General features: G+C 72.5%; 21 protein-coding genes and 2 pseudogenes. 12 read left to right on the top strand and 11 right to left on the bottom strand.

Annotated elements, in window-relative coordinates; all coding sequences use genetic code 11:
- The first annotated feature begins 118 nt into the window (after positions 1 to 118).
- Both ACIOFR_RS36320 and ACIOFR_RS36315 read left to right on the top strand, forming a co-directional pair.
- Positions 119 to 850, top strand: a complete 732-nt coding sequence (locus ACIOFR_RS36320) for an SDR family NAD(P)-dependent oxidoreductase (protein WP_401004169.1) — start codon at positions 119 to 121, stop codon at positions 848 to 850.
- 305 nt (positions 851 to 1155) lie between these two features.
- A complete protein-coding gene (locus ACIOFR_RS36315; RefSeq protein ID WP_401004167.1) occupies positions 1156 to 1569 on the top strand; it encodes a hypothetical protein in 414 nt (137 codons plus the stop codon).
- Positions 1570 to 1773: 204 nt separating this feature from the next.
- Here ACIOFR_RS36315 and ACIOFR_RS36310 read toward each other — a convergent pair whose 3' ends face one another.
- The 4 genes from ACIOFR_RS36310 to ACIOFR_RS36295 form a co-directional block, all read right to left on the bottom strand.
- On the bottom strand, positions 1774 to 1944 hold the full coding sequence (locus tag ACIOFR_RS36310; protein ID WP_401004165.1) for a hypothetical protein: 171 nt from the start codon (positions 1942 to 1944) through the stop codon (positions 1774 to 1776).
- Positions 1945 to 2348: 404 nt separating this feature from the next.
- The gene (locus ACIOFR_RS36305) at positions 2349 to 2732 is read right to left on the bottom strand and encodes a hypothetical protein (RefSeq protein ID WP_401004163.1); all 384 of its coding nucleotides are present in this window, start codon (positions 2730 to 2732) and stop codon (positions 2349 to 2351) included.
- Between the two features lie 934 nt (positions 2733 to 3666).
- Positions 3667 to 3984, bottom strand: coding sequence for a DUF6221 family protein (locus tag ACIOFR_RS36300; protein ID WP_401004161.1), 318 nt, complete (start codon positions 3982 to 3984; stop codon positions 3667 to 3669).
- 356 nt (positions 3985 to 4340) lie between these two features.
- Positions 4341 to 5327: a TetR/AcrR family transcriptional regulator C-terminal domain-containing protein gene (locus ACIOFR_RS36295; protein ID WP_401004159.1), complete on the bottom strand. Its 987-nt coding sequence runs from the start codon at positions 5325 to 5327 to the stop codon at positions 4341 to 4343.
- Between the two features lie 125 nt (positions 5328 to 5452).
- Between ACIOFR_RS36295 and ACIOFR_RS36290 the strand changes: the two genes are divergently transcribed.
- Positions 5453 to 6664: an FAD-dependent monooxygenase gene (locus tag ACIOFR_RS36290; RefSeq protein ID WP_401004157.1), complete on the top strand. Its 1212-nt coding sequence runs from the start codon at positions 5453 to 5455 to the stop codon at positions 6662 to 6664.
- A gap of 125 nt (positions 6665 to 6789) precedes the next feature.
- Here ACIOFR_RS36290 and ACIOFR_RS36285 read toward each other — a convergent pair whose 3' ends face one another.
- The 3 genes and pseudogenes from ACIOFR_RS36285 to ACIOFR_RS36275 form a co-directional block, all read right to left on the bottom strand.
- On the bottom strand, positions 6790 to 7077 hold the full coding sequence (locus tag ACIOFR_RS36285; RefSeq protein WP_401004156.1) for a hypothetical protein: 288 nt from the start codon (positions 7075 to 7077) through the stop codon (positions 6790 to 6792).
- A gap of 206 nt (positions 7078 to 7283) precedes the next feature.
- Positions 7284 to 7838 carry a class I SAM-dependent methyltransferase gene (locus ACIOFR_RS36280; RefSeq protein ID WP_401004154.1) on the bottom strand — a complete coding sequence of 185 codons (555 nt, stop codon included), beginning with the start codon at positions 7836 to 7838 and terminating at the stop codon, positions 7284 to 7286.
- Positions 7839 to 8260: 422 nt separating this feature from the next.
- A pseudogene (locus ACIOFR_RS36275) lies at positions 8261 to 8487 on the bottom strand (pyrimidine/purine nucleoside phosphorylase); the annotation flags it as partial.
- Here ACIOFR_RS36275 and ACIOFR_RS36270 point away from each other — a divergent pair.
- The 4 genes from ACIOFR_RS36270 to ACIOFR_RS36255 all read left to right on the top strand — a co-directional run bounded on the left by ACIOFR_RS36270 (position 8486) and on the right by ACIOFR_RS36255 (position 15289).
- On the top strand, positions 8486 to 9292 hold the full coding sequence (locus ACIOFR_RS36270) for a class I SAM-dependent methyltransferase (protein ID WP_401004152.1): 807 nt from the start codon (positions 8486 to 8488) through the stop codon (positions 9290 to 9292). The pseudogene ACIOFR_RS36275 and the gene ACIOFR_RS36270 sit on opposite strands and share 2 nt — an antisense overlap.
- A gap of 411 nt (positions 9293 to 9703) precedes the next feature.
- Positions 9704 to 11071 (top strand): SWIM zinc finger family protein, encoded by a 1368-nt coding sequence (locus ACIOFR_RS36265; RefSeq protein WP_401004151.1) that lies wholly within the window; start codon positions 9704 to 9706, stop codon positions 11069 to 11071.
- Positions 11068 to 13644 carry a DUF6493 family protein gene (locus ACIOFR_RS36260; RefSeq protein WP_401004149.1) on the top strand — a complete coding sequence of 859 codons (2577 nt, stop codon included), beginning with the start codon at positions 11068 to 11070 and terminating at the stop codon, positions 13642 to 13644. The genes ACIOFR_RS36265 and ACIOFR_RS36260 overlap by 4 nt, the downstream gene beginning before the upstream one ends.
- 403 nt (positions 13645 to 14047) lie before the next feature.
- Positions 14048 to 15289 carry an alpha/beta hydrolase family protein gene (locus tag ACIOFR_RS36255; RefSeq protein WP_401004147.1) on the top strand — a complete coding sequence of 414 codons (1242 nt, stop codon included), beginning with the start codon at positions 14048 to 14050 and terminating at the stop codon, positions 15287 to 15289.
- Between the two features lie 1098 nt (positions 15290 to 16387).
- On the opposite strand, the gene ACIOFR_RS36250 is transcribed toward ACIOFR_RS36255, so the two are convergent.
- Positions 16388 to 17068: a TetR/AcrR family transcriptional regulator gene (locus tag ACIOFR_RS36250; RefSeq protein ID WP_401004145.1), complete on the bottom strand. Its 681-nt coding sequence runs from the start codon at positions 17066 to 17068 to the stop codon at positions 16388 to 16390.
- A gap of 79 nt (positions 17069 to 17147) precedes the next feature.
- Between ACIOFR_RS36250 and ACIOFR_RS36245 the strand changes: the two genes are divergently transcribed.
- Positions 17148 to 18263, top strand: coding sequence for an FAD-dependent oxidoreductase (locus tag ACIOFR_RS36245; protein WP_401004143.1), 1116 nt, complete (start codon positions 17148 to 17150; stop codon positions 18261 to 18263).
- Between the two features lie 561 nt (positions 18264 to 18824).
- Here ACIOFR_RS36245 and ACIOFR_RS36240 read toward each other — a convergent pair.
- Positions 18825 to 19421 carry a TetR/AcrR family transcriptional regulator C-terminal ligand-binding domain-containing protein gene (locus tag ACIOFR_RS36240; RefSeq protein ID WP_401004141.1) on the bottom strand — a complete coding sequence of 199 codons (597 nt, stop codon included), beginning with the start codon at positions 19419 to 19421 and terminating at the stop codon, positions 18825 to 18827.
- Between the two features lie 102 nt (positions 19422 to 19523).
- Between ACIOFR_RS36240 and ACIOFR_RS36235 the strand changes: the two genes are divergently transcribed.
- From ACIOFR_RS36235 to ACIOFR_RS36225, 3 genes are all read left to right on the top strand, one after another.
- Positions 19524 to 20744, top strand: a complete 1221-nt coding sequence (locus ACIOFR_RS36235) for an alpha/beta fold hydrolase (RefSeq protein WP_401004139.1) — start codon at positions 19524 to 19526, stop codon at positions 20742 to 20744.
- Positions 20745 to 20917: 173 nt separating this feature from the next.
- Entirely contained in the window at positions 20918 to 21535 is a 618-nt protein-coding gene (locus tag ACIOFR_RS36230; protein ID WP_401004137.1) for a UbiX family flavin prenyltransferase, read from the top strand.
- On the top strand, positions 21532 to 23007 hold the full coding sequence (locus ACIOFR_RS36225; RefSeq protein WP_401004135.1) for a UbiD family decarboxylase: 1476 nt from the start codon (positions 21532 to 21534) through the stop codon (positions 23005 to 23007). Before ACIOFR_RS36230 ends, ACIOFR_RS36225 begins: the two co-directional genes overlap by 4 nt.
- A gap of 426 nt (positions 23008 to 23433) precedes the next feature.
- On the opposite strand, the gene ACIOFR_RS36220 is transcribed toward ACIOFR_RS36225, so the two are convergent.
- A complete protein-coding gene (locus tag ACIOFR_RS36220) occupies positions 23434 to 24069 on the bottom strand; it encodes a dihydrofolate reductase family protein (protein WP_401004133.1) in 636 nt (211 codons plus the stop codon).
- Between the two features lie 100 nt (positions 24070 to 24169).
- Positions 24170 to 24598, bottom strand: a pseudogene (gene tnpA / locus ACIOFR_RS36215) (IS200/IS605 family transposase).
- 50 nt (positions 24599 to 24648) lie between these two features.
- On the opposite strand from tnpA, the gene ACIOFR_RS36210 reads away from it, so the two are divergent.
- Positions 24649 to 25114: helix-turn-helix domain-containing protein (locus tag ACIOFR_RS36210; protein ID WP_401004131.1), on the top strand; the 466-nt coding region annotated here is incomplete at its 3' end.

Genomic DNA, 25114 nt, shown 5'->3' with positions numbered 1-25114 from the left:
TCCACGCGGCGCCGGGGCTCGGCGCCACGTAGAGTGAGAGCCGGTGGGCGCCGTCGCCGCGTGTGGCCCGCCGTGAGCCGGAGACCTCCAGCGCGAGAACCTCAGCTTGGACGTACCCATGAGCTCGGAGAAGAAGGTGGCAATCGTCACCGGTGCGTCACAAGGCATCGGTGCGGCTGTCGCCGACGCGTACCGCAGGCGCGGGTACGCCGTCGTCGTGACTGCCCGGTCCATCCCCTCGTCGCACGATCCGGACGTGCTCGCCGTGCCCGGCGACCTGAGCCGGCCCGGTACCGGTGCGCGGATCGTCGAGCAGGCGCTGGACCGCTTCGGCCGGATCGACACGCTGGTGAACAACGCCGGCGTCTACCGGGAGAAACCATTCACCGACTACACCGACGCCGACTACGACCTGGTGACCGGTGTCAACCTGCGCGGCTTCTTCGACATCACGCGCAGCGCCATCCCCGCGATGCTCACGGCCGGCGACGGCGGGCACGTCCTGTGCGTCTCGACGTCGCTGGTCGACCGCGCCGACGCGCGCATACCCGCGGCGCTCGCCTCGCTGACCAAGGGCGGCCTGGTCGCGGCGACGAAGGAACTGGCCATCGAATACGCGGCGCGCCGCATCCGCGCCAACGCCGTCTCACTCGGCGTCATCCGCACTGTGATGCACCCGGACGGCCCGGACGACCCGGACGACCCGGGCGGCGCGCTCGCCGCGCTGCACCCGCTCGGGCGGATGGGCGAGATCGACGACGTCGTCGAGGCGATCATGTACCTCGAACGGGCCTCGTTCGTCACCGGCGAGATCCTGCACGTCGACGGCGGCCAGAGCGCCGGCTTCTGAAGGAACCGGGATCGGGAGTGATCGATCTGTGCGCACTCGCAAGCAGCTGACTCCGCTCGGCGCTGTCGGTGCGGGTCTGACGGCGGGAGCAGGCGCGGGGGCGGGAGCCGCGGAGGTCTGGCAGCCTTCGGCGACCGCTAGGATTTCCCGATCTTGGTCTGATCGGGAGAGATTTCATGAGCAGTGGTCTGCGGCTGGTAGGAGTTGTCGCATCGGTACGCATCCAGGGGTTCCTGCTGCTGGCGGTGAGTGTGGTGAGCTGTGCGCCGGCTTGGACGGGGGGATCCCGGCAAGTGGATCCGGTGATGAGTGTGGGATGCGCCTTGCTCTTCTTCGTGACGACGTTCAGCGCACTTCTGAAGGCCCGTCGGCCGTGGTACGAGGCGAGGCTGGAGAACCTGACGCCTCCCGCGCCGACCGCCGAGGTGATCGCGAGGGACAAGACCTTCGACGTGCTCTCCCAGAACCTCACCAAGCCGCTGATCCTGGTGCTGCTGGTCGGCCTCGCTCTCGCTTACGCGACCGGGCTGCCGGTCGGCCTGATCCTGGCGGGTGTGGGCGCGGCGATGCTCTGGCAGTCCCGGTGGTTGGCGGCCGAGGAGAAGCGGCTGGGCGGCCGGGTGCTGGGCCCGCTCGCCCCGGTACGGGTCGCAGCCGACGACCCCAACGGTACCGCCTACCGTCAGTCGCGCTTCTGGATCGTCCGCGAGGCTTCCTGACACCCGTACCGGCCGTAGGCCCGGCGCCGATCCCGGTGGGGGATCCAGGTATGGGATGCAGGTACTCGTCCTCGCGGCCGGTGGGCGGCCTTGTGGCCGGTGACGATCACCGGGGTCGTCAGGGTTTTCATCGAGGCCGGCGTCCCGAAGGTGTGCGGTGATCTGGTTGGGGCGGGCGGTGGTGATCTCACTGGAGCAGCCCAGCTACGCCGCGGAGATCCAGACCAGGTTGACCCGCTCGTCGGTGGGCACGAGGAACAGCAGGGCCGGGGGTTTGTGCTTGCGGGAGTGGTTCGGCCGGTTCTCGTCGCCGGTGCGGCTGCGGTGCGCACCGGGGTGCCGTCCAGGAGGACGACGACGCCGGGCGCGGGGCACGCGCGGCGAGCAGTTCGATCACCTCCAGCAGCCGGTGGAGCACCGTGGAGGCGGAGACGTCGTTGCCGCCCGCCATGTCGCAAAGCCGCCGGCCGTGGCGGAGGACCGCGAGGCGGGCGGCAGCTTGCGCCGGCGCGAGCCGATCTTCTTCAGATGGCCGCGGATCAGGCTGCAGACCAGATTTGAGGTGGCGGTGGACAGCTCCGGGCGGCCCTGGTGGACAAGGCCGTCAGGCCCTCGGTGGGGCCGGACTGCTTTTCGCATGGAATCCCCAACTTCCTCCGAGGGCCCGTCCGTTACGCCGAAGTTCAGCCGGGGCCGGTCCTGCGGAAGTCATCACTCCCGGGTCCGAGAGCTGGCGGCCGTTGTTCCGTTCGGTCGAAGGGCGCTCGGGCTCCGGGTGCTCAGCCGATGAGCGGGAAGACCGGCGGGACGCCGTGACAGGAGCTTTCGGACTGCCAGTCGGGTGAGCCCATTCCGACCTGGTAGAGCAGCGTCAGCAGCACAGCGGCAAGGGGCAGGATCAGCCACCGGTAGCGGCGGTCGCGCCGGCTCCGGCCGAGCAGCCTGCCGGCCCACAGCAGGACGGTGACCAGTACGCACCATTGGCCTGCCAGCACCGAACAAATCAGATAGTCGTCGCTGCCGACTTCGGACATACAACCGCGCCACGTCGGCAGCCACAGGCCGAGAGTGCCTCCCAACGCTCCGGCCGTGGCGAGCAGTAGTACGGCCAGGAACAACCCGCAGCCGCCCCGCCGATCGTCCGTGATGTCCCTGTCGTTCACTCGCTCCCCAGCCCGTTCGAAGTCTTCCGTGGAAGGACTCGCGCCCTCCGGCTCCGGTTCCCGGCCGTTCGGGACACGGCCGGCCTCCGGTGCGGCGGAGTGCGAGCTGCGGCTGCGCCAGTGCTTGTCCGCTGTCGGGTCGAGGACCTGCCCGGTCTGGCTGCGGCCACCCCTCGGCCGGCGGGGCCACGGGCCCGACGCCCGGCTGCCGCTCCCGGGTGGTCCTGGTCGTCCGGCCCGGCGGGCTCCGGCCGGCCTGGCCGCCGTCGGCCCCCGCTTCCCGGCCCCGCCGTCAGGGTGCCGGGGCGTGCTCGCGGCTCCTGTCGTGTTGCCTTGTCGCGCGGGGCGTGGTCGCGCGTGGTGGCGTGGGCGCAGGACCCGTTGTCTCGGTGCCGGGTGGGGGCGCGACCGTACGGCGCGACAGGCCTTGCCCGGCCTCTCCAACTGCGCCGGCCCCGCCGTCCCGAGGTCACCGGGCGGGCTCGGGACGCGCGGTGCGGGCGCCCGCGGCCGGTCCGACTGGTCCGGCCCTGGACGGCCGCCAGCGGGCCCGTGACCGGGTTGCCGGTCCGCCCTCCGGGCCGGGATGTCGGGGAGACTCGCGTCTGATTTGACGGCGTCTCACCGAAATCTGACCGGCTTGGTCAGCGCTCGGGTTCGGCTGGCGGAGTCGACGGCGTGGAAGGTGGCGGATGGTCCGGACAGTTCGGGTTCGGCCGTGCGTGCTTCCGCTCGCGCGGGCCGCCCTCGGTGCCCGGGGTGAACGAGGCGGGCTGGTCGCACCTTTGGCACATCCCCGTGATTCGTACGCTCATAGCTCCGTTCTGAACCGGCGGTGGAGCCGGCACAGTCCAGCGCAGCGGCCGAACATCGATGAGGCGCCGTCGGAGTGGGGACCGCTGACCCTGTACGGGCGCAGCAGCTCGACTTCCGATCAGGCCGGCTCGTCGCCGTCAGGGGCCCACTCCGCGCGGTATCCCGGGCGATCGGAGTAGGCGGTCACTGCGAGGACTCGCAGCGCCCAGTCGCTGCGGTGGCTGTCGTGGTCCTGGGGGTCGGCGTGTTCCGGGTCGCGCCAGGCGGCGAGCAGGTCGCGGCGCATGGCGATGGTGCGGGTCGGTGAGTAGAGCGCGGCAAGCGGGTTGTCGGGGGACAGCCCTTCGGGGAGCCATGACGTGGGTGTCTGGCCTGCGGCTGCCGCTTCGTCGGCGTCGATCTGCTCGTGCAGCCAGGTGATCAGCTCGGTGGTCATACCCGGCATGATCCCCCGTGCCGCTTGCGGTGCGTCGCTCAGGTCCCGCCCCCGACACGTCCGAAGATCTTCGATCACGCCCTCACTCGAGGCGACCCCCCACCGGTGGACCGCCCCGCCCCCCGCACCAGCGGATCTGCGCTGGCCGCCGCGCCGCCTGCCCGCGGCTTCCGCCACCACCGCGGAGCCGAACCCGAACTGTCTGGACGATCCGCCACCTTCCACGCCGTCGACTCCGCCAGCTGAACCGAGCGCTGAACCCGAGAGCTGACCAAGCCGGTCAGACTTCGGTGAGATGCCGTCAAAGCTCGATGAGACGGGTCACCCGTGTGCTGTCTCGGCGAAGTTCACCAGTCTCACTGGAGATTGACGACTGCGCTGCTTGTCTCGCCGAGGTTTGACTGGTCGTCCGCAGTGGCGATGAGGGCCGCCAAGCCGTCGAGGTGGCGGTCGAGGCCGAAGGTGAACAGGGATTCGGCGGACAGGTCCAGGCCGGGGTCGGTGCGGGCGGTGGTGAACGCCGGGAAGGTGCCGTCCGACAGCAGCGCGGTCATCCGGGCCTCCTGGACCTGCATCCACTGATCGCCGGTGACACCGCTGGCGCGACCCGCCTCCTGCTCCGCCGCGAGGTCGACCGCGCAGCCCCGGACGAATCCGAAGAGCGAGACCGCCGCGTGCATGCGGGCGTCGGCGTCGAGGCCGAGGCCCTCCAGTGCCGCCAGGGCCCATTCGATGTGGCGCATGCCGTTCGGTGCGAGCAGCGGCCGGGCGAGGTTCATCGTGGCCGCCAGCCAGGGGTGCTCCTGGTAGAGCCGCCACTGGGCCCGGGCCGAGAGGTCCAGGCGGGACCGCCAGTCGGGCGGGGCCGGGGTTGGCAGCTGCGCCTGTGCGTAGGCCGCGTCGACCATCAACGCGAGGAGCTGGTCCCGGTTCTGCACGTGCCGGTACAGAGACATGGCCGAGGTGCCGAGTTCGGCGGCCAGTCGCCGCATGGTGAGCGCGGCCACCCCTTCCGCGTCGGCGATCGCGATTCCTGCCCGCACCAGGCGTCGGCGCGCCGCCGACTCCTCCGACGGCCCCTCCGTGCGCCGGTCGGCCGCCCCTTGGGTCGCCCGCGGCGCGCGGGGGGCGGCGCAGACCACGGTCCCCACCCCCGGCACCGCCCGGACCAGACCCTCCTGCCGCAGGACCGCCAGTGCCTTGGTCGCCGTGGCCATGGCCACCCCCCACCGCTGCGTGACCGCCCGCGTGGAGGGCACCCGGTCACCCGGACGCAGCTCACCGACCTCGATGCGATGCCGTAGTTCGGCGGCGATCCTCGCGTACGGCGGCAAGTCCGACATGATGCACTCCCTGGTGTACTAGTGCATGAAGCCTAGCGCACTAGGGTTCCTTCTCAATCTTCGCACTTCACAGGCGAACCTGAGCCTCATACGTTGTAAGCACAGACCTGAGAGAGGAACCCGAGATGACCAAGAACACCACCACCACCACCCGCACCGTGCTGATCTCCGGCGCCAGCGTGGCCGGCCCGGCGCTCGCCTACTGGCTGCGCCGCCACGGCTTCGTCCCCACCGTGGTGGAGCGCGCCGAAGCGGTACGCGAGGGCGGCTACGCGGTGGACTTCCGCGGCGAAGCCCTGGACGTGCTGGACCGGATGGGACTGCTGGAGCAGATCCGCGAGCTGGACACCGAGATGGGCGATGCGGCGATGGTGGACGCCGAGGGCCGCCAGTACGCGACCCTGCCGGCCGTGATCTTCGCAGGAGACCTGGAGGTCCTCAAGGGCGATCTGACCAGGATGCTGTACGAGGCCACCCGCGACGACGTCGAGTATGTCTTCGGGGACTCCGTCGCGAGCCTGACCGAGGACGAGCACGGCGTCGAGGTCACCTTCGAGCGCGGCGCTCCCCGCCGCTTCGACCTGGTCGTCGGCGCCGATGGTCTGCACTCGCGCACCCGGGCGCTCACCTTCGGCCCCGAGGAGCAGTTCGTGCGCCACCTCGGTATCCACACCGCCATCTTCAGCCTGGACAACTACCTCGGCCTGCAGAACACCGGCCGTCTCTACGCCGCCCCGGGCAAGGCCGCCAACATCTTCACCGCCCGCGCCAACAGCGAGGCCCGCGCCGCCTTCCACTTCGCCGCCGAGCATCTGGAGTACGACCGCCACGACCGCGCCGGGCAGCAGCGCATCATCGCCGAACGTTTCGCGGACGACGGCTGGGAGATCCCGCGCCTGCTCCAGGAGATGGCGCGGGCATCGGACTTCTTCTTCGACGCCAACGCCCAGGTGGAGATGGACACCTGGTCCAAGGGGCGGGTCGTGCTCCTCGGCGACGCCGGGTACTGCGCCGGCCCGACCTCCGGCCGCGGCACCTCGCAGGCCCTGATCGGCGCGTACATCCTGGCCGGTGAACTCGCAGCCTCTGGTGGTGACCACACGACGGCCTTCGCCGCGTACGAGCGCGAGATGCGCGGCTACGTGACGGAGCACCAGACCCTGGGGCGCGAGGGTGCAGAGCGGTTCTTCATGCCCGCCCCCACCCAGGAGATCCTGGACATGCTGGCCGCCCAGGCACCCGAGAGCACCCGCACCACCCCGATCCGGCTGCGTGACTACAGCGCATCGCCGTCACCCGAGTCGGCGGCGGTCGCCGTGGCCAAGGGCACTGTCTGACGGCAGTCCTCCACCGGGCCCGTCGAGGCCGCGGTAGGGCTCGGACCACGCGGCCGGGCCTTCATCGTCCACTGGACCGCGCCGGAGTGGCTTGAGGGGCTCGCAGCCGTCTGCTGTGCGGTGGGTCAGCCGCGTTCCTGCTCGCCCGCACCATCGACGGCGTCGGCCCGGGCACGACGGCGGCCCACGAGGGTGCACCCGACGGTCACCAGGCCGATGGCGACGATCCTGGCGGCCTGGTAGTAGCCGGAGGCCAGTTCCTCCGGGGCGCCGGGCAGCCGGAGCCAGACCCAGACCGCTGCGACCGCCCCGATGACGATCAGCGCGACGGATCCCCAGGTCCCGAGCTCCGCCCACCACGGTGCCGGGACGTGACCCCGCTTCTCGGTCTGCTCGGCGGCTGTGTCGGCCATGGTCTTGTTCTCCCGGGTGTGCGGTGGCGGTCTGTCAGGGGAGGACGCAGGCTCGGCGCGAAAGGTTCACCGGGCCCGGCCGCCGAAGGCCGTACCGCCGGTCGGCGGGGTCGGCCCGGGCGGCCCCAGCGTTGCACCCCGGCCACGCCCGGGCCAGGCCACGCGCGGCCGGTTCACCGTCTCCTCGGCGCGGGCGCGTGCTGCGTTCAGGCGCAGGCACGGAAGACGTACGCCGTCATCGGGGCGGTGACCTGTCCCGCGCCCAGGCGGGCGGTCACCTCCTCGACGGCCGCCCGCACCGGTGTCCCGGCGAGGAACCCGGCGGCGATGTCGGCCGCCGACGCCGCCCGGCCCTCCAACGTCAGCTCCTGCGCGTACTCGACGGCGAAACCGGCGGCCGTCGGCTCGCCGGCCACCACGGCGCGGTCGGCACAGCCGTGCGGCACCGTCGGGAGGAGCCGCGGCAGGTCGACCGGAAAGGCTCGCTCGAGCCCGGCCTGCAAGACGGCCGCGATCGCGTGCGTCGCAAGCGGTCCCCACGTGGTGAACATGAACCGGCCGCCCGGGGCCAGCACCCGGCGGACCTCGGCGAAGGCCGCCACCCGGTGGGGAACGAACATCACACCGAACTGGCAGACCACCAGGTCGGACCGCTCGTCCGGGAACGGTAGCCGCTGCGCGTCGGCCTGCCGCCACTCCGTGCCCGAGGCCCGGGCCGACCCGAAGGCGACCATGGCCTCGTTCCGGTCGGTGGCGGTCACCTCGGCCGACGGCACCGCCTTCAGCAGCCCGACGTCGGCGCACCCGTCCCCGCGGCCAACTCTAGGATCCGCCGGGTTGCCGCGCCGCCGCCCGCGCGGCCAGGTCCTCGGCGAAAGGCCGGTAGACCCCCGGTACGAGGTACCGCTGGTACGCCGCTGGCATGGAACCGGACCACCACCGGTCAGCGTCGATCCCCGTCACCTGATGACGGTATCGCCGCCACGCCGGGCCCCCGGCACCGGGCACGCCGCCACCCACCGCGAACGGGCACCGGCCGGCGGCACGGCGGGCCACACGTTCCTCGCCAGCTCGCCGGCTCGCCCGCCAGTCCGCTGGATGGCCCGCCGGGCCGCCCGCGCGTTCGTTGAGCTCTGCCCCCGGCGCAACGAGAGACCTGGCCAGCGGCCGGCCGGTGGGGTCGGCGGTAGGCGCAGAGGTAGGCGGTGTCGCCTCGACCTCGCCTGACGGTCAGGGCACCGCTGATCACGTGCACGGTCTCCGGGCCGGCGGTGTCGAACCGGTGGTCACCGGGGGCCATGCACCGGTGGTCGCCCGCCCGTGCTCCTGCTGGAAGGCGATCGACTTGACCGTGCCGTGGAAGTACTCGGGCAGGAACCGAGCCGAGGCAGCAGACGTCCCTCGCACCATGACGGCCGATGAGCAACCGGAGCACGAGAACTCCGCCGGGTTCACCCCGCCGTCAGTGGCGGCTGCGGATCGGCCGAAGGTCAACGACTACGACGGCTTCGCCGAGGGGTACGCGGCCGAGAACGAGACCAACCTCGTCAACGCCCACTACGAGCGGCCTGCGATGCTCGCCCTCGTGGGGGACGTGACCGGCCGGCGGATCCTCGACGCCGGTTGCGGCTCCGGGCCCCTGTTCGCGGCGCTACGCGACCGTGGCGCCGTGGTGAGCGGCTTCGACGCGAGTGCCGGGATGCTGGAGCTGGCCCGCCGACGGCTCGGCGACGGCGCGGACCTGCGCGTGGCCGACCTGGGTGGCCTGCTTCCCTACCCTGACGACGCGTTCGACGATGTGGTCGCGTCCCTGGTGCTGCACTACCTGGAGGACTGGGGACCGGCGCTGGCCGAGCTGCGACGCGTACTCAGGCCCGGCGGTCGGCTGATCGCATCCGTCGACCATCCCTTCGCCATCAGCCTCATGCACCGCCAGGCGGGCCGTCAGGCCGAGTACGACTACTTCGACACCACCAATTGGACCGAGGAGTGGACCATGGGCGGCCGGACCGCCCTGATCAGTCTCTGGCACAGGCCGCTGCACGCGATGGTCGAGGCCTTCACCGCGGCAGGCTTCCGGATCACGGTCATCAGCGAGCCGGAGCCCGATCCGGCCGCCCGCGAGCTGTTCCCCGAGGCCATCGCGGCCAAGCCGCGCTTCCTGTGCTTCCTGTTCTTCGTCCTGACGGCCGACGGGACCGCTCCCGGTCGATGATCACACGACCGTCGACGTCCGGCCCGGGCACCGACCTCGTCGCCGACGCGTGGAACGGATGTTCGGTGACCACGCGAAGGCCGGGGATCGTGCCGGCCGGGGCCATCTCCTCGCACTTCGTTGTACCCGGCCGAAGCCGGAATGACGCCGGGTTCACGCCAGGTCCCCGCGGTGCCCGCGCGACTCCCGGCCGTTCCTGACCCCGCGTCGATCGGCGGTGCACTCGGGACGGGGCGACCTCCTGGCCGCCCGCTCGCCGCCGCCCGCCCGCGGTCGCCGACCGGCCCACCCGATCCGCGGTCGGCCCACCGACATCCGGCCCCCGCGAGAAGGACCGCAACGACCCCGCCGCCACCACCGGGAACCCCGCCGCGGGCGCCGGTGTCAGTGACCCGCCCTACCGTCCTCGACATGACGCAAGCGGTCCACACCTACAGCTACCTGCGCCCCTCCGCGGTGCACCGGAACACCGCCGGACGCAGCCTCGCCTTGGAGACCTCCGGCGGCGCCACCCCACTCGGCCAGGCCGCCAACCCGCGCTTCTTCAGCGGCTTCCTGACCTCCCCCGCAGCCGCGGCCGCCGCCCTCCTCACGGTCGCCGACATCGCCGCGGCGCGCTACCACCAGCCGCGCTCGCGCGCCTCGCTCGACCCCGTGGTCACCGCGGACGGCGACCGGCTGCGCGTCGAGTCCTTCTCCGGCTGCTGCGGCGTCCACGCCCGCCTCGACATCCTCGCCGACGGCCTCGACGGCGGCGACGTCCACCACGGCACCACCAACGTGGACATCAACAACCCACTGCGGGAAAGGCTGTCACGGCTCGGCGGCACCGACCCGCTGCACCTCGCCGTCGGCCCCGACGCCCTGGAGGTCACCACCCTCGACGGCCCCCTCGTGGAGAAGAAGGTCCCTCTGCCCGAACGCTGGCTGCGCGGCTTCGCCGAGACCCAGGTCATCGCCGCCACCTTCGAACTCCGCGCCGAACTCCCCGCCGCCGAGGCCGTCCGCTTCCTGCGCGCACTGCCCCGCAGCGGCGGACGCTCCGCCCCTCCCGGCTGGGTCGTCCCGGCCGGCCGCACGCTGCGCCCGATCGCCCGTCCCGTCCCCGGGGCCGTCTGCCTGCCCGGCCCCGAGCGCCTGGCCGCGCTCCAGCGCGTCCTGCGCCACGCCCTCGCCCTGCGGATCTACGGCCCGGGCCAGGTCAGCGGCCCCGCCGCGTCCGCCTGGGAGATCGTCCTGCCCGGCATGCGCCTGACCCTCACCCTCTCCCCGGACGTCGCCCGCGGCTTCTCCGGCGAAGGCGGGGTGCTGGACGCGCTCGCCGCCGAAGGGTCCACGGCCGACGCCGACCTGGTGGCCGCCCTGCTCGCCTGGGACCCGCGGATCGACCCGGCCGAACTCGCCGAACAGGCCGCGATCCCCGTCACCCGGGTGCACGCCGCACTCACCCGCCTCGGCACCGCCGGCCGGATCGGCTACGACCCCGCGGACGCGGCGTACTTCCACCGCGCACTGCCCTACACCACGGGCCACGCCGAGGCCCACAACCCGCGGCTGACCGCCGCCCGCGCCTTGCACACCGCCGGCGCCGTCCGGCTGGAGGACGAACGCGCCGTGGTGACCGTCGGCGACCACGTCCAGCACGTGCGCACCGGCGTCGACGGCGTCCTCGGCTGCACCTGCCTGTGGTGGGCCAAGTACCGCGGCGGACGCGGCCCGTGCAAACACGTGCTCGCTGTCGGCCTGGCCCGCGCCGCCCGGACGGAGGACACCCGGTGAGCGACCTGACCGACCTGGTGCGCCGCGGCCGCACCACCCGCACCGCCCAGCTGATCGCCACCCTCACCCCGGAGCAGCGCCGCACCGAGCTGCCCGCACTGCGGGCCCTGCGCGCAGAGTACGAGCGGAGCTGGAACACCACCGCCGGTGCCTGGACGGCGCTGCTGGTGGCCGGCGCCGGCTGCCACACCGCGCCGTCGGCCGCCGCCGACTGGCTGGGCGGCCGGGCGTTCGAGGACTGCTCCGGCTGGCGCGACCCGGCGCTGCTGGCGGTGCTGGAGCGCCAACCGGCCGAGTGGCGGACCGCCGTGGTCGCCCGCCTCGCCGAGCGGCGCGCCCCCGGGTGGCGCTGGTCCGAACGCTTCCTCCTGCTCGAAAGCCTGATCCACGGACTCGGCTGCCCCGTACCGACCGCCGACGCCTTCGTCGTGCAGTGGGTCGGCGAGCGGGCCCGCCCCGACCAGCGCGGCGGCGCCCTGCCGACCGGCCCCGACCTGCACGCCCGGCTGGCCGCCGACCCGTTCACACCCGCGCTCGCACCCCGCCTGTTCGAGGTGGCGGAGGTCGGCACCAACCTGGACGGGCCGTGGGCCGCGAAGGACGACTCACAGCGCTGGCCCGCCGTCCTGGCCCGCCTCGCCGACGACGGGGTGCTGGACCGCACCGACCTGCTGGAACGCTGCCTGGCCCGGCTGCTGCGCGGCGGCCGGCCCGCCGAACTGCGGACCTTCCTCACCGTGCTCAAGGCGTTCGCGCCCACCGAGGACGAGTACGCCGCACACGTCCCCACCCTGCTCGGCCTCCTGGACGGCCCCTCCACCCTCGCCGGCCACGCCCAGCACGTGCTGGCCGGCCTGGACACCGCCGGCCGGCTGCCCGACGAGGTACTCGACCAGGCCTCCACGGTCCTGCTGTTCCGACCGGAGAAGAAGCTCGTCCGCGCCCAGCTCGGCTGGCTCGACCGCGCCGCCCGGGCGGCGCGCGACCGATCGGGACCGGTGGTACTGGCCGCGGCCGCCGCCCTCGGTCACCAGGACCGCAGCCTCCAGGACCAGGCGCTCAAGGTGATCGCCCGTCACCTCCCGGCGGCGGGCACCGCCGTCCTCGCGGCCCTGCGACAGGCCGCAGCCTCACTCGACCCCGCCCACCACGCCCGCGGCGCGCAGCTGTTCGGCACCGAGATCGCCACCGAGGCGCACCGGGAAGTGCTCCCACCCGTTCCGGCACCGCGGCCCGTGCCGCCGCCCGTCGCGACCCCGGCCGAACTCGCCGAGGAACTCGGCGCGGTACTCGCCGGCGACCAGGACCCCGTCACCTTCGAACGCACCCTGGACGGCCTCGTACGGCACGCCTGGCACGACCGGGCCGCGCTCGCCGAGGCGCTCGCGCCCGTCCTGGGCCGCAACTCGTGGCACCCGCTGCACCCCGTCGCCGAAGCCGCCACGGCCACCTCCGTCCCCCGCGCACTCGCCGTGATCCGCGGCCGCGACGACAGACTGCGCGGCCACGACGAGGGCAGCGGCCTCACCGACCACCTCGCCTCCCGCATCGAGGAGACGGTCCACCGTCTGGCCACCCGCCCGGTCCCGTACCTGCTGGCCACCCCGACCAACGCCACCGGCGCGCTCGACGCGGCCACCCTGGTGGAGCGACTCGCAGGCTACGAGCAACGCGGCACCGCCGCCGGCCCGGTCGACCTCGCCCAGGCACTGCTGCGCGTCACCCCGACCGGTGCCCCCGACGTACTCGCCGCAGCCGCCCGGCTGGAGTCGCCGGAAGGCGAGCGGCTCGCACACTGGCTGCGCACCGGCGGGCTGCCGCACCGGGAGTCCAGGGCGGAGGTCACGGCCGCCGAGACCCTGTTGCCCTGGGCGGTGCCGACCCGCAGGCTGGCCCGGCAGGACGGCTCGCCTCTCGCGGCCGGCCTCCCGCGGGACACCGCCCGCCTGCTCGGCCCGACGGAGCAGAGGCGCCGCCGCTCGTACTGGTCGCCCTGGACGGACGCCCACCGCGCGGCCGTCCTGCCGCACCACCGCGAGGTGACCGCCGCGCGGCTGCTGCACGTCGTGGCGGGCGCCGCCGACCAGGACGAACGCGGCGCTGCCGCCGTGCTCCCGTACCTGGCAGAGGCCGACGGCCCGGCCGGTCTGGCGGTCCACCTCGCGGTCGGCCACGGCCTCGGCGCCGGCCACCGGGAGGACCGTACCGCCGCAGTGGACGCCCTCCTGATCCTGGCCGCCCGCGACGACCTGGACGGCGCCCTGCTCGGCCGCGAGAGCGCCGAGCTGATCCGCCTCGGGTCGGTCAAGCCGACCCGGCTGGCCGAGTCGCTGCGCGCAGCGGCCGACACCGGGGCGTACGGCACCGTGTGGACGGTCCTGGCCGCGCTGTTGCCCGGCCTGCTGGCCCAGGACCCGGCCCGGCCCGGCGACCTGCTCGCCCTCGGTGCGGACTGTGCCCGCCGCAGCGGCGCCCGCGGGCCGATCGCCGAGGTCACGACCGTCGCCGGTCGGGGTGGCGCCAGCCGCGCCGCGCGGGAGGCGGTGGCCCTGCGGGACGTCCTGGCCGGCTGACGGGAGCCTGCGAACGGGCGCTCCCGGTCGGTCGTCCCCCGAGACCGGCCACGGCACGAGCGGCGGCACGGGCCATGGCACCGGCGCTGGGCTGGTTACGGGCGGCCCGCGCGGCCGAGGAGAAGCAGGCCGCTGGGCAACGGCCTGCCCGCGGGGCCTGTCGGAGGGGCCGGTTGCGCCTGCCGTGAAGGGGGGGACGGCAGGCGGTGGAGTAGGCGGGCGGGTGTATCGGAGCCGTCGGCCGACCGCATCGGCCCCGGGACGTAGTCCCGCGGGCGGGATGTCCGTGCGAGCATCGATCGATGGTCTGATGCCGCACGGGAAGGGCGTGTGACAGCGTTCCTTCGTGCCCAACGAATATCCGCTGCAGCACGATTGACGATCTGTCATCTTGGGAGGGACCGTGACCATCACGCCGTTCACCAGCCGGCAGAGCATGCCGCGCCGCCGCGTTCTGGGAGCCGCGCTGGCCGCCGGCGCCGCCGTGCCGCTCGCCGCCGTCGCCGGTCCCGCATGGGCCGCCCCGGCTGCCGCGGGCGCCGCCACGGGCGAGCCCGCTCCTGCCCCGGACCGGCTCACGCTTCCCGTGCCCACCGGGCCGTACCCGGTGGGCACGGTCCAACTGCGCCTCGTCGACCGGTCGCGCCCGGACGAGATCGCGGGGCCAGGTCACTTCCGCGAGCTGATGGCGGCCGTCTGGTACCCGGCCGGGAACGTCGACGGGTACCCGCCGGCGCCCTGGATGCCGGCCGGCGCCCTCCAGGCGTTCCTCACTGACGTGGGGTTCGGTGCCCTGGCCCCGCTGGCGCCGCTCACCGCCGGCCGGGTGGGGGCTCCGGTGCGGCGATCGGCCGCACGTCTGCCCGTCCTCGTGTACTCGCACGGCGCGCACAGCCATCAGGGCGACCACACGATCATGGTCCAGGAGCTCGCCAGCCACGGGTACGCGGTCGTGACCATCGCCCACCAGTACGACACGTACACCGAGTTCCCCGACGGCCGGATCGCCGTCCCGAGCCACGACCCGCGGGCCCCCACCATGCCGGGGGACTTCGCCGCGGACCTTCGCTTCGTCCTCGACTGCGTCGAACAGCTCGCCGCAGGGTGCAATCCGGACGCCGACCGGCGGACCCTGCCGGCCGGGCTGCTCGGCTCCCTCGACCCGGACCGCATGGGCGCGTTCGGCTGGTCGAAGGGCGGGACCGCCACCGCCTGTGCCACGCTGGCGGACCGGCGGATCCGCGCCGGACTGAGCATCGACGGGCCGATGGTGATGAACCCGCCGCTCACCGGCGACCTGGACCGGCCGTTCATGATGATGACCGCCGACTTCACCCGGGCCACGGACCCCGCCGCGGCCGCGTTCTGGTCGCACCTCCGCGGGTGGCGGCTGGACATCCGGGCCCAGGGCGCCGTCCACGTGTCGTACGGTGACAACGAGGCGCTGTTCGCCCAGGTGGCGACGGTGCTCGGATGGAGCGCGCAGCAGCTCCAGGCGGCGATCGGCACACTCGACCCCGACCAGGCGGTGAAGATCCAGCAGGCATACCCGCTCGCGTTCTTCGACGAGCACCTGCGCCACCGTCACGGGCACCTGCTCGACGGGCCGTCCCCAGCCTTCCCGGCGGTGACGTTCCTCCCGTGAGCACCCGGGAGGGACGGTCCAGGATCGGCCGTTCCGCCGCGTGCACACGTCCGGGCGGCCACCGGCCGGCCCGCGACGGATGGCGGGCTTCGGCCGACCGGGCCCCGGAAGCGGCATTCCGCAGGGGTCGGTCACGGCACGTCGACGCGCACGGCGACCTCGTTCCGACACAGTCGGCCGTCGACCCACAGCGCCAGGTCGAACCCCTCGAAAGCTGCCCGCACTCCGTCAGCAGCCGTTCGGTGAGGCCGAGCAGCGCCTCCGGCACACCGGACCAGCCTGCCGTCCGCGCGGCGGCGCGGAGGCCCGGCCGCTGAGGGCTCCGCGTGGTCGGCGGTTGGCGGCTCGGTCGCGGCCTTCGGGAATCGTGGCGGCGATGCCCCGGCGTCTCAGCAGGTGACGGATCGCCTTGCTGGAGTAGGCCCTGTCGCCCAGCACGCGGTGCGGTGTGGTGCGCGGGCGGCCCGTCTCGGCGAGCGAGGGCCGGGTGCGGCCCTGCCGCGCCCCGCCCCCGGGGTGTGGTCGCAACCGCGTCCGGGAGCACTGGGCCGAACGGGTCGGGTGGGTGGTTTCGTCGTACGGCTCCTCCGTGGGATGCGCCGGGCCGGTCGCGGACCTCCGAGCGCGACAGGCCCCGTTGCACCGCCTGTTCCCGCCCGCCCGGCCGCGCGTGGGCAAGGCCGCCGAGCAGCGCGGCTCGACGCTGCAGATGCAGGCCACCCGCGGCCGTTCGGCGGCCGGCGGTTCCACCGACGACCCCCGCCCTCGGATGATCGGCCCGGGGACGCCCGGCGACCTCGCCCGGCGGCTATCCGCCGCCCGCGAAACCGGAGTCGGCCGGCCGTCGTGCCCGCGGCCTCGATGCCGAGCTCAACGACATCCTGGCTGGATCTGGAGGGCTCCTGGATCCTTGAGCACCTCCGACGGGGCTCTGGCAGGCCATCAGGGCTTTCCGGCGCGGCACCGGCGCAGTCACTCGGCGCCCGGTTCATGCTGGTTCGCCCGAGGTCCACACGCATGGGTGAGGTTGCGTGGTCGCGGTGCGTCAGTGCCGACCCGGTGCCGCGGGCGGTGCTCGCCCGGCCCTTCGGCCGTGCGTCAGCGTGGGATGCGGGCTTCGATGCCGTCGAGGAGGAACTCGAGGCCGGTCCGGAAGGTCTGATCGGCGTCCAGGTGGGGGCCGTCGCGGACGACCGAGGCCAGCGCGGGGAACCGGCCCGTGGCGAAGGTGCGCTCCAGGTACGGCCCGAAGGTGGCCTGCCACTTCTCCTTGTCCATCCCGGTGGCCCGTTCGGCGCGCCGCTCGGTGATCTCCCGGCGCACCGCGCCGATCACGTAGGCGTTGACCGCAGAGATCGCCGGTACAGCGGTGTCCAGGTCGACGTCGCCCATCGCGGCCACCACGACCTCCCCGCTGGCCAGCGTGTTCGGTCCGAGCTGTGGCCGTCCGCCGATCAGGTCGGCGAGCCATTCGTGTTGGTGGACGGCCTGTCGGGTGGCCTCGGCGAGGGAGCGGAGCACCGCTCGCCAGCCGTCGCCGGTCGGCCGGATCTCGGCGTGGACCGCGTCGACCATCAGGTCGAGCAACTCCTCCTTGGTGGCGATGTAGCCGTACAGCCGCATCGGCCCGACTTCCAGCGCGGCGGCGAGCTTGCGCAGCGACACCGCCTCCAGGCCGTCCGTGTCGGCCAGCCGGACTGCCGCGCGTACGATCCGATCCCGGCTCAGCAGGCCCAGCGCCGGTCTATTCGGCGGCTCAGGCCGTTCCCACACCAACATGCCGCCGACAATACCGCGCGGGTGATACGGTCATGGCATCGATACAGTGTATCGATCAATACGGTGGATCGGGGGAGTCGTGACCATCGCCATCATCGGGGCCGGCCTGGGCGGTCTGACCCTGGCCCGCATGCTGCACGTGCACGGCATCGACGCCGTCGTCTACGAACGTGAACCCTCACCTGGAGCGCGCGGCCAAGGGGGCATGCTCGACCTGCACACCGGGACCGGCCAGCGGGCGCTGCGAGAGGTCGGCCTGATCGACCAGTTCCATGCGATCGCCCGTGCCCAGGGCCAGGACATGCGTCTCCTCGAACCGGACGGAACCCTGCTGCTGCAGGAGGACACGCCTGACGATGCCCCGCTGGACCGGCCTGAGGTCGACCGTGCCGACCTGCGCAATCTCCTGCTGGGTTCCCTCCCGGCACATGCGGTGCGCTGGGGGTGCGTGTTCGAGTCCGCCGGCGACGGCCACCTGCGTTTCACCGACGGTAGCCGTGCGACGGCCGACCTGTTGGTCGGGGCCGATGGAGCGAACTCCCGGGTCCGCGCCCTGCTCACCGACGCCCTGCCGGCGCACACCGGCCAGAGCGTCGTCGAGCTCGCCGTCCCCGACATCGACCTCACCCACCCCGACCTCGCCGCTATGGTCGGACGCGGCAACTACTGGGTGCTCGGCAACGGGCAGTCCCTGTCGGCGCAGCGGAACGGCGACGGCCGGGTACGCGTGTACCTCAGCTTCTACAACACCGCCGCGAACTGGTTCGCCACCAGCGGGATTCCGCTCGGGGACCCGGCCGCCGCACGTGCACACCTGATCGATCTGTTCGCCGGCTGGGACCCGCGGTTCACCGCCCTGATCGCGGCCTGCGGGGACACGATCCTGCCCCGCTCGATCACCGCCCTCCCGGCCGGCCTGACCTGGCCGTCGACCCCGGGTGTCACCCTCCTCGGCGACGCCGCCCACCTGATGCCCCCGGTGGGGCAGGGTGCCAACATGGCGATGCTCGACGGCGCCCTGCTGGGCCTCGCACTGGCCGCCCACCCGGACGACTTCCCCGCCGCCGTCGCGGCGTACGAACGCGAGATGTTCGACCGGACCGGCGATGTCGGCCGACAGCCGGCGGACGTGCAGGAGATGCTGGCCTCGCCGGATGCCAGCCGGAAGATGCTCGCATTCTTCCGGGCCGCCTGAATCGAAGGCCCGCTCCCGAGCAACTCTGGGAGGTCCTGAAGGCCCCCTGGTGCCCTCTGGTGGCCTCAAGCCCTCAGCATGGCCGCGTCTCAGAGAAGTCGAGCCAGACTCCGCGTTTCGACGGCACCTGGGCTTGCCGGAGGTCTCCGTCGCCCCGGGCGCGGGGCCGGTAGGAGCCCTCGGCAGCTCAGGGCTCGCGCGGTGCTGGGAAACAGTCCAACCTGCCACGAATGGTCCGCCTCGGCACGAGAGTCCTGGGGGCCGGGACGGTGGGGGCCCGGCGGGTGGTCCGGCCGGCCACCGTCCGCCCCTCGTCGCCTCGGCCCGTGGCGTCGTTGTCCTCGTCGGTCACCGTGCACCCTCCTTTCGATCAGATCCACGGCAGCGTGCCGCGCCGGCGTGGTCGAGCCCCCCGCGGCGCTTGTGGGGCGCGGCAGGCGGGTGGTGGGGGCCCGCTTGCCGGTCCGCGCGGTCGGGTGGATCGCCTGGCGGTGGTCGCGCCGCCGGCCCGGCCTGGGTGTCCGGTCCGGCGACAACACTTCCGTCCGCACTGGCGGGGTGTCAGTCGGCGGTGGATGCCGGGCTTGCGCTGCTGAGCAGTCTGTCGACGAGGAGTTCGGGGTAGCCGGTGGCGGGTGGGTCGATGCCGAAGATCGCTCGTAGGTAGAAGGGTGCGATGAGCTGGTCGAGGATCTGTTCGAGGGGTGGTGGGTTCTCGCCGCGTGCGGTGGCTCGTTGGCGCATCTGTTCGATGGAGTGCATGCGGCGTCGGAAGTGTTGTGCTCGCTCGTCCTGTGTCTGGGCGCTGTTCGGCATGGACAGGATGACGGCGCGTACCAGGGCGCGGCCTTCGGGTGTGCGGATGCTCGCGACGCTGGCTTCGGCCCAGGCGAGGAGGTCGCCGCGCAGGGTGCCGGTGTCGTTGAGTGGCGAGTCGCGTTCGAGGCGGGTGGTGACCATGTCGGCCAGGAGGGTGTCGAGGCTGCCCCAGCGTCGGTAGACGCTGGTGTGGTTGACGCCGGCGCGTTGCGCGATCGCGGGGATGTTGAGGTCTTCGCCCTCCGGGTCGGAGAGCAGGTCGATGACCGCTTGGTGGACGGCCGCGCGGACCTGTTCGGGGCTCTTGCGGATGCGTGGGGTCGGTTGTTTCGGGTTCACCCCCACATCGTAAGCACAGATGTTTGCTTCGGGCATCCGGAGGGGCTACAGTTCTCGCCGTAAGCACAGATCAGTGCTTAACGAGTCCTGAGGAGTGTTCCGATGAAGCAGCTGCTGTTCCCGAACAACATCCAGTTCTGGTACGAGACCCTGCGCTCGATGAGTCACATCGCCTACGGCGGGGCCGACTTCGGGGAGGTCGTCTCCACCGGTGAGCGCATCGTCGAGGGCGACTACACCAGCTGGTACACGGAGTGGCTGGCCACCGCCGACCGGGTGTCCGGTGAGGCCGAGAAGGCGTTGGCGGCCGGTCACCGGGTGAGTGCCCGGGACGGGTTCCTGCGGGCGTCGAACTACTACCGGTCGGCGGAGTTCTTCCTGCACGGCCACCCGTGCGACCCGCGTCACGACCACGCCTTCGACCGCAGTGTGGCGTGCTTCCGGTCGGCGGCCGCGCTGTTCACCCCGATCATCGAGCCGGTCGAGATCCCGTACGAGGGCACCACCCTGCCGGGTTACCTGTACCGCGTCGACGACTCCGGGACCCCGCGGCCGACGCTGATCATGCACAACGGCTTCGACGGTACCGCGGAGGAGCTGCACTTCTTCGGGGCGATGGCCGGCGTCGAGCGCGGCTACACCGTGCTGGTCTTCGACGGCCCCGGGATGCCCGGTCCGCGTCACCACGAGGGCCTGGTGTTCCGCCCCGACTGGGAGAACGTCGTCACCCCCGTCGTGGACTTCGCCGAGACCCTCCCGGACGTCGACAACAGCCGCATCGCGCTCCTCGGTATCAGCATGGGCGGCATCCTCGCCCCCAGGGCCGCCGCGTTCGAGCACCGCCTGGCCGCGCTGATCGCCGTCGACGGCCTCTACGACCTCGGCGAGACCTCCGTGCGCAACATCCCCGGCACCCGCGAGGAGGCCGAGCGGCTCCTGCGCGCACAGTCCGCTCCCGAACTCGACACCGCCCTCGAGCAGATCATGGCCAAGGACCCGATCGCCAACTGGGCGATCAACCACGGCATGTACGTCATGGGCGTCGACACCCCCCGCGCCTTCAACGCCTCCTACCTCGACTACACCCTCGCCGGCGGCATCGCCGAACGGATTCAGTGCCCCACCCTCGTCTGCGACGCCGAGGACGACATGTTCTTCAAGGGCCAGCCCGAGCAGCTCTACGACCACCTCACCTGCCCCAAGACCCTGATGGTGTTCACCGCCGAGGAAGGCGCCGGCGCCCACTGCCACCCCGGCGCCATGCGCCTGACCCAGGCCCGCATCTACGACTGGCTCGACGACACCCTCAAGGCGACCGCCTGAGGAGCCGACGACCCGGCATCGCGACGGGGGCACCGGCCCGCGGGTCGTCCGTTGAAATGCAGTACGGGCCCTGTCCACGGGCCGTCCGCCGACGCCCCGACGCCCTGGCACCGCGACAGGGGGTGTGTCTGCGGGCCGTCCGTCGACCGAGGAAAGCAAAGGGGGAGACACACATGCGTCTGATCGTCGCGATGACGGGAGCGACCGGCTCCGTGCTGGGGGTGCGGCTCCTTGAGGAACTGCGTCGGCATCCCGACGTGGAGACGCACCTGGTGCTGACGCGCTGGGCACGGGCCACCGTCGAACTGGAGACCGCGATGAGTACCCGCGACGTCGCGGCGCTGGCCGACGTCGTCCACTCACCCGACGACCAGGGGGCGTCCGTCGCGTCCGGCTCGTTCCCCGCCGACGGGATGGTGATCGTCCCGTGCAGCATGAAGACGCTCGCCGGGATCCGCACCGGGTACGCCGACGGTCTGGTGGCCCGTGCCGCGGACGTCACGCTCAAGGAGCGCCGGAAGCTGGTCCTCGTCCCGCGTGAGACCCCCCTGAGCGAGATCCACCCGGACAACATGCTCGCCCTGGCCCGCATGGGCGCCACCGTCGTGCCGCCCATGCCCGCCTTCTACAACCATCCCGCCACCGTGGACGACATCGTCGACCACATCGTCGCGAGGATCTGCGACCAGTTCGGCATCGACTCCACACGGGCCCGGCGCTGCGAGGGCATGCGTGCCGCCGCCACGCACCCGCGGGCCCTGCGGCGACCCAGGAAGGAACCACACCCATGAACCTCCCCAAGGACCTTCGGGCGCACCTGGCCGCACTCGAAGCCCTCGGCGACCTCAAGCGGGTGCGGCGCGAGGTGAGCTGGGACCTGGAAGCCGCGGCGATCACCCGGCTCTGCTACGAGCGCACCGCTCCCGCGCCGTTCTTCGAGAACGTCAGCGGGGCGGAGCCGGGCTTTCGCCTGATGGGCGCACCCGCCTCGCTGAGCTCCGCGCCCGGCAAACCGCTCGCCCGTATCGCGCTCTCCCTCGGACTGCCACCGGATCTGACGGCCGCGCAGCTCGTGGACACGCTGGCGGCGACCCGGGACCTTCCTCCGGTGCCGCCCAGGCTCGTGTCCCGGAACGAGGCCCCCTGCAAGCAGAACATCCTCCTCGGCGAGGACGCGACACTGGATCGCTTCCCGATACCCCGCGTCCACGAGCAGGACGGCGGCCGGTACCTCAACACCTGGGGGATCATCGTCGCGCGCACCCCGGACGGCTCGTGGACCAACTGGTCGATAGCCCGCATCATGATGATCGACGGCAAGCACATGACCGGCCTGGTCATCCCGCCCCAGCACATCGGTCTCATCTGGCAGGAATGGGTGAAGATCGGCAAGCCCATGCCCTACGCACTCGTCCAGGGCGGCGATCCGGCGATCCCCTTCGTCGGCGGCATCCCGCTGCCCGACGGCGTCGACGAAGCCGACTTCATCGGCGCCCTGCACGGCGAGCCCGTCGACGTCGTGAAGTGCGAGCTGTCGGACCTCCACGTGCCCGCCGGCGCGGAGGTCGTCATCGAGGGCCATCTGTCCGTGGAACGCTCCGCCGTCGAGGGACCCTTCGGGGAGTTCGCCGGATACGTCCCCGACGAGACCTCCCGTCAGCCGGTCTACACCGTCGAGTGCATCACCCACCGCGACGCCCCGATCTGGCCGATCGTCGCCGAGGGCCGCCCGGTGGACGAGTTCCACACCGTCACCGGGGTCGGCATCGCCGCCGACGTCCTGCACGACCTGCGCGCCGCCGGCCTGCCGATCACCACCGCCTGGTCCCCCCTGCGCGCGGCCTCCCACTGGCTGGTGCTCACCGTCCCGGCGAACTGGCGCCACCTCCTTCCCGACACCGACTCCCAGGAGTTCGTCCACCGCATCGGCGAGGTCATGTCCGCGGGGACCAGGACCGGAAGGATCCACGCCAGGGTCTTCGTCCTCGACGACGACATCGACCCCGCCGACGACACCGACCTGATGTGGGCCCTGGCCACCCGCATCCACCCCACCGACCGCGCCCAGACGTGGAACGGCCCGATCCACCCCCTGATGAACTGCTACCACCCCGAGGAGAGGGCCACCATGACCGGGCCGGTCGTCCTCCACGACGGACTCCAGCCCGCCCCCGGCCAGGGACGCATGCCGCACAGCTCCTTCGCCGAGGCCTACCCGGCCCACATTCGCCGGCTCGTCCTCGACCACTGGGACGAGGACTGAGGAACCCCGCGGCCCTGCCCCGGCCCGTCTCGGTCGCAACTCCTGGGCGACCCTGCCCTCCTGACGCGCCGCACCGTCAAATGGTGCCGCGCGAGGCGCACCGGCTCCGGGCCCGAGAGCGCTGGCGGCCGCCGGCCGCGCACCTGCCTGCGGAGCGGCTCACACGGGAAATCCCGGGGCAGCAGCACCGAGGCCTGGGCCGGTGATGCCCGGCTGCGCCCCGTGCTCCCTGAACCTGGTCCCGCCCGCAGCCGGGCCCGGCCTGCCTGGTTATCCGGAGTGCGGTCGGACGGTGTCCAGGTCCTCGTAGAGGCCGCAGTGGCCGCGGACGGGCCCGCCGGAGGGGTACCGGCGCGGTGCCGGCAGGGTATGGACCTGTACGGCGCCGCTGCAGATCCCGGGCGTCGAACAGGCGCGGAGGCGATGTCAGTCGCCGGATTCGATGCCGCGGTCGGGTGCGCTCATGTCGCCCGTCCTGGGGGTGCCGTCGGCGAGCCCGTAGCGCAGGTACACGGTGCCCTGGGGGTCGGCCACCGGCGGTTCGAGGAGCGTGAGGCTCGTGGGGACCGCGCCGCCGTCGAACACCTTCTTCCCGACGCCGAGCACGATCGGGTGCACCCACAGGTCGAGACGGTCGAAGAGCTTCTCACGCAGGAGGGTCTGCACCAGGTCCAGGCTCCCGACGACCTTCACGTGCTCGTGCCGGTCGCGGATCTCGCGCACCGCGCCGGCCAGGTCCGGGGCGAGCCGCGTGGAACCGGCCCACGGGAGGTCGGGCGTGCCCCGGGAGGCCACGTACTTCGGGACGCGGTTGAAGAGCTCGGCGATCTCGCCCTCCTTCTGGTGCGGCCAGTAGGCGGCGAAGATGTCGTACGTCCGCCGGCCGAGCAGGAGGGCGTCCGTACCCTCGTACGCGGCACCGATCTGCGCCCCGGTGACCTCGTTCAGCAAAGGCGCCTGCCAGCCGCCGAACGGGAACCCCACCGGGTCCTCGTCGGGTCCGCCGGGCGCCTGCCCGACCAGGTCGAGGGTCGCGAACAGCTCGATGTGGATGAGGCCCATCCCTCGATCTTCGCAGGGAACCGGCCTTCAGGCCCGGCGGGAATGCGATGCCTGGTCCGGAGGTGTGGGGCGCGGTGGGTCTCTGCGCGTGGGGTGGCGGTCAGGTGGGTCGTTTCTGGTTCTCGATGTATTTCCTGACGATGCTCAGTGGTGCGCCGCCGCAGGACCCGGCGAAGTACGAGGGTGACCAGAGCACTGGCCCCGTGCCGATCCGGTTGATCCGGCTGGTGTACTCCGCGCGCAGGTAGTGGGAGGTGACACCTTTCAGGGTGTCGACCAGCTTGGAGACGGCGACCTTGGGCGGGTGGTGCACCGGCAGGTGGACGTGATCGCCCGCGCCGTTGAACTCGCGCAGCTGTGCGCCGAGGCTCTCGCACACGTCCCGCATGATCTCCTCGCAGCGCGTCAGCATGGCGTCATCGAAGATCTCACGCCGCTACCTGGTGACAAACACCAAGTGTGCGTGCAGGTGGTGGGCAACATGGTTTCCCCTGCGAATATCGGGATCTGGTTCCCACCGTGGCGACATGGGCCGAGCGCAGTAGGATCAAGCAGGTCGACCGGAGGGGGGTGGGCCGGATGATCCGTGCGTACAAGTTCCTCATGCGACCCACCGTGGGCCAGCAGCAGGCGCTCACCGAGATGCTGCGGGATCACTGCTCGCTGTACAACGGGGCGTTGCAGGAACGACGCGATGCCTACCGGCACGTCTCCAGGACGTCCGTCCGCTACGGCGATCAGTCCGTGCAGCTCAAGGAGATCCGGGCGTTCGACGCGGAGGGTCAGGGCCGATGGTCGTTCTCCAGCCAGCAGGTGACGCTTCGCCGCCTGGACAAGGCGTTCGCGGCGTTCTTCCGCCGGGTCAAGTCGGGCGAGACACCCGGCTGCCCGCGTTTTCGCGGGATCGACTGGTTCGACACGGTGGAGTTCCCCAAGGACGGGGACGGCTGCCGGTGGGACTGCGACCCGCGCAACCCGGTGACCCGCGTCCGCCTCCAGGGTGTCGGCGACGTCAAGGTCAACCAGCACCGTCCGGTGGTCGGCA

The sequence above is a fragment of the Kitasatospora sp. NPDC088346 genome (assembly GCF_044740765.1).
In the GTDB taxonomy this organism is placed as follows: domain Bacteria; phylum Actinomycetota; class Actinomycetes; order Streptomycetales; family Streptomycetaceae; genus Kitasatospora.
This window is presented reverse-complemented; position numbering and strand designations above follow the sequence as displayed.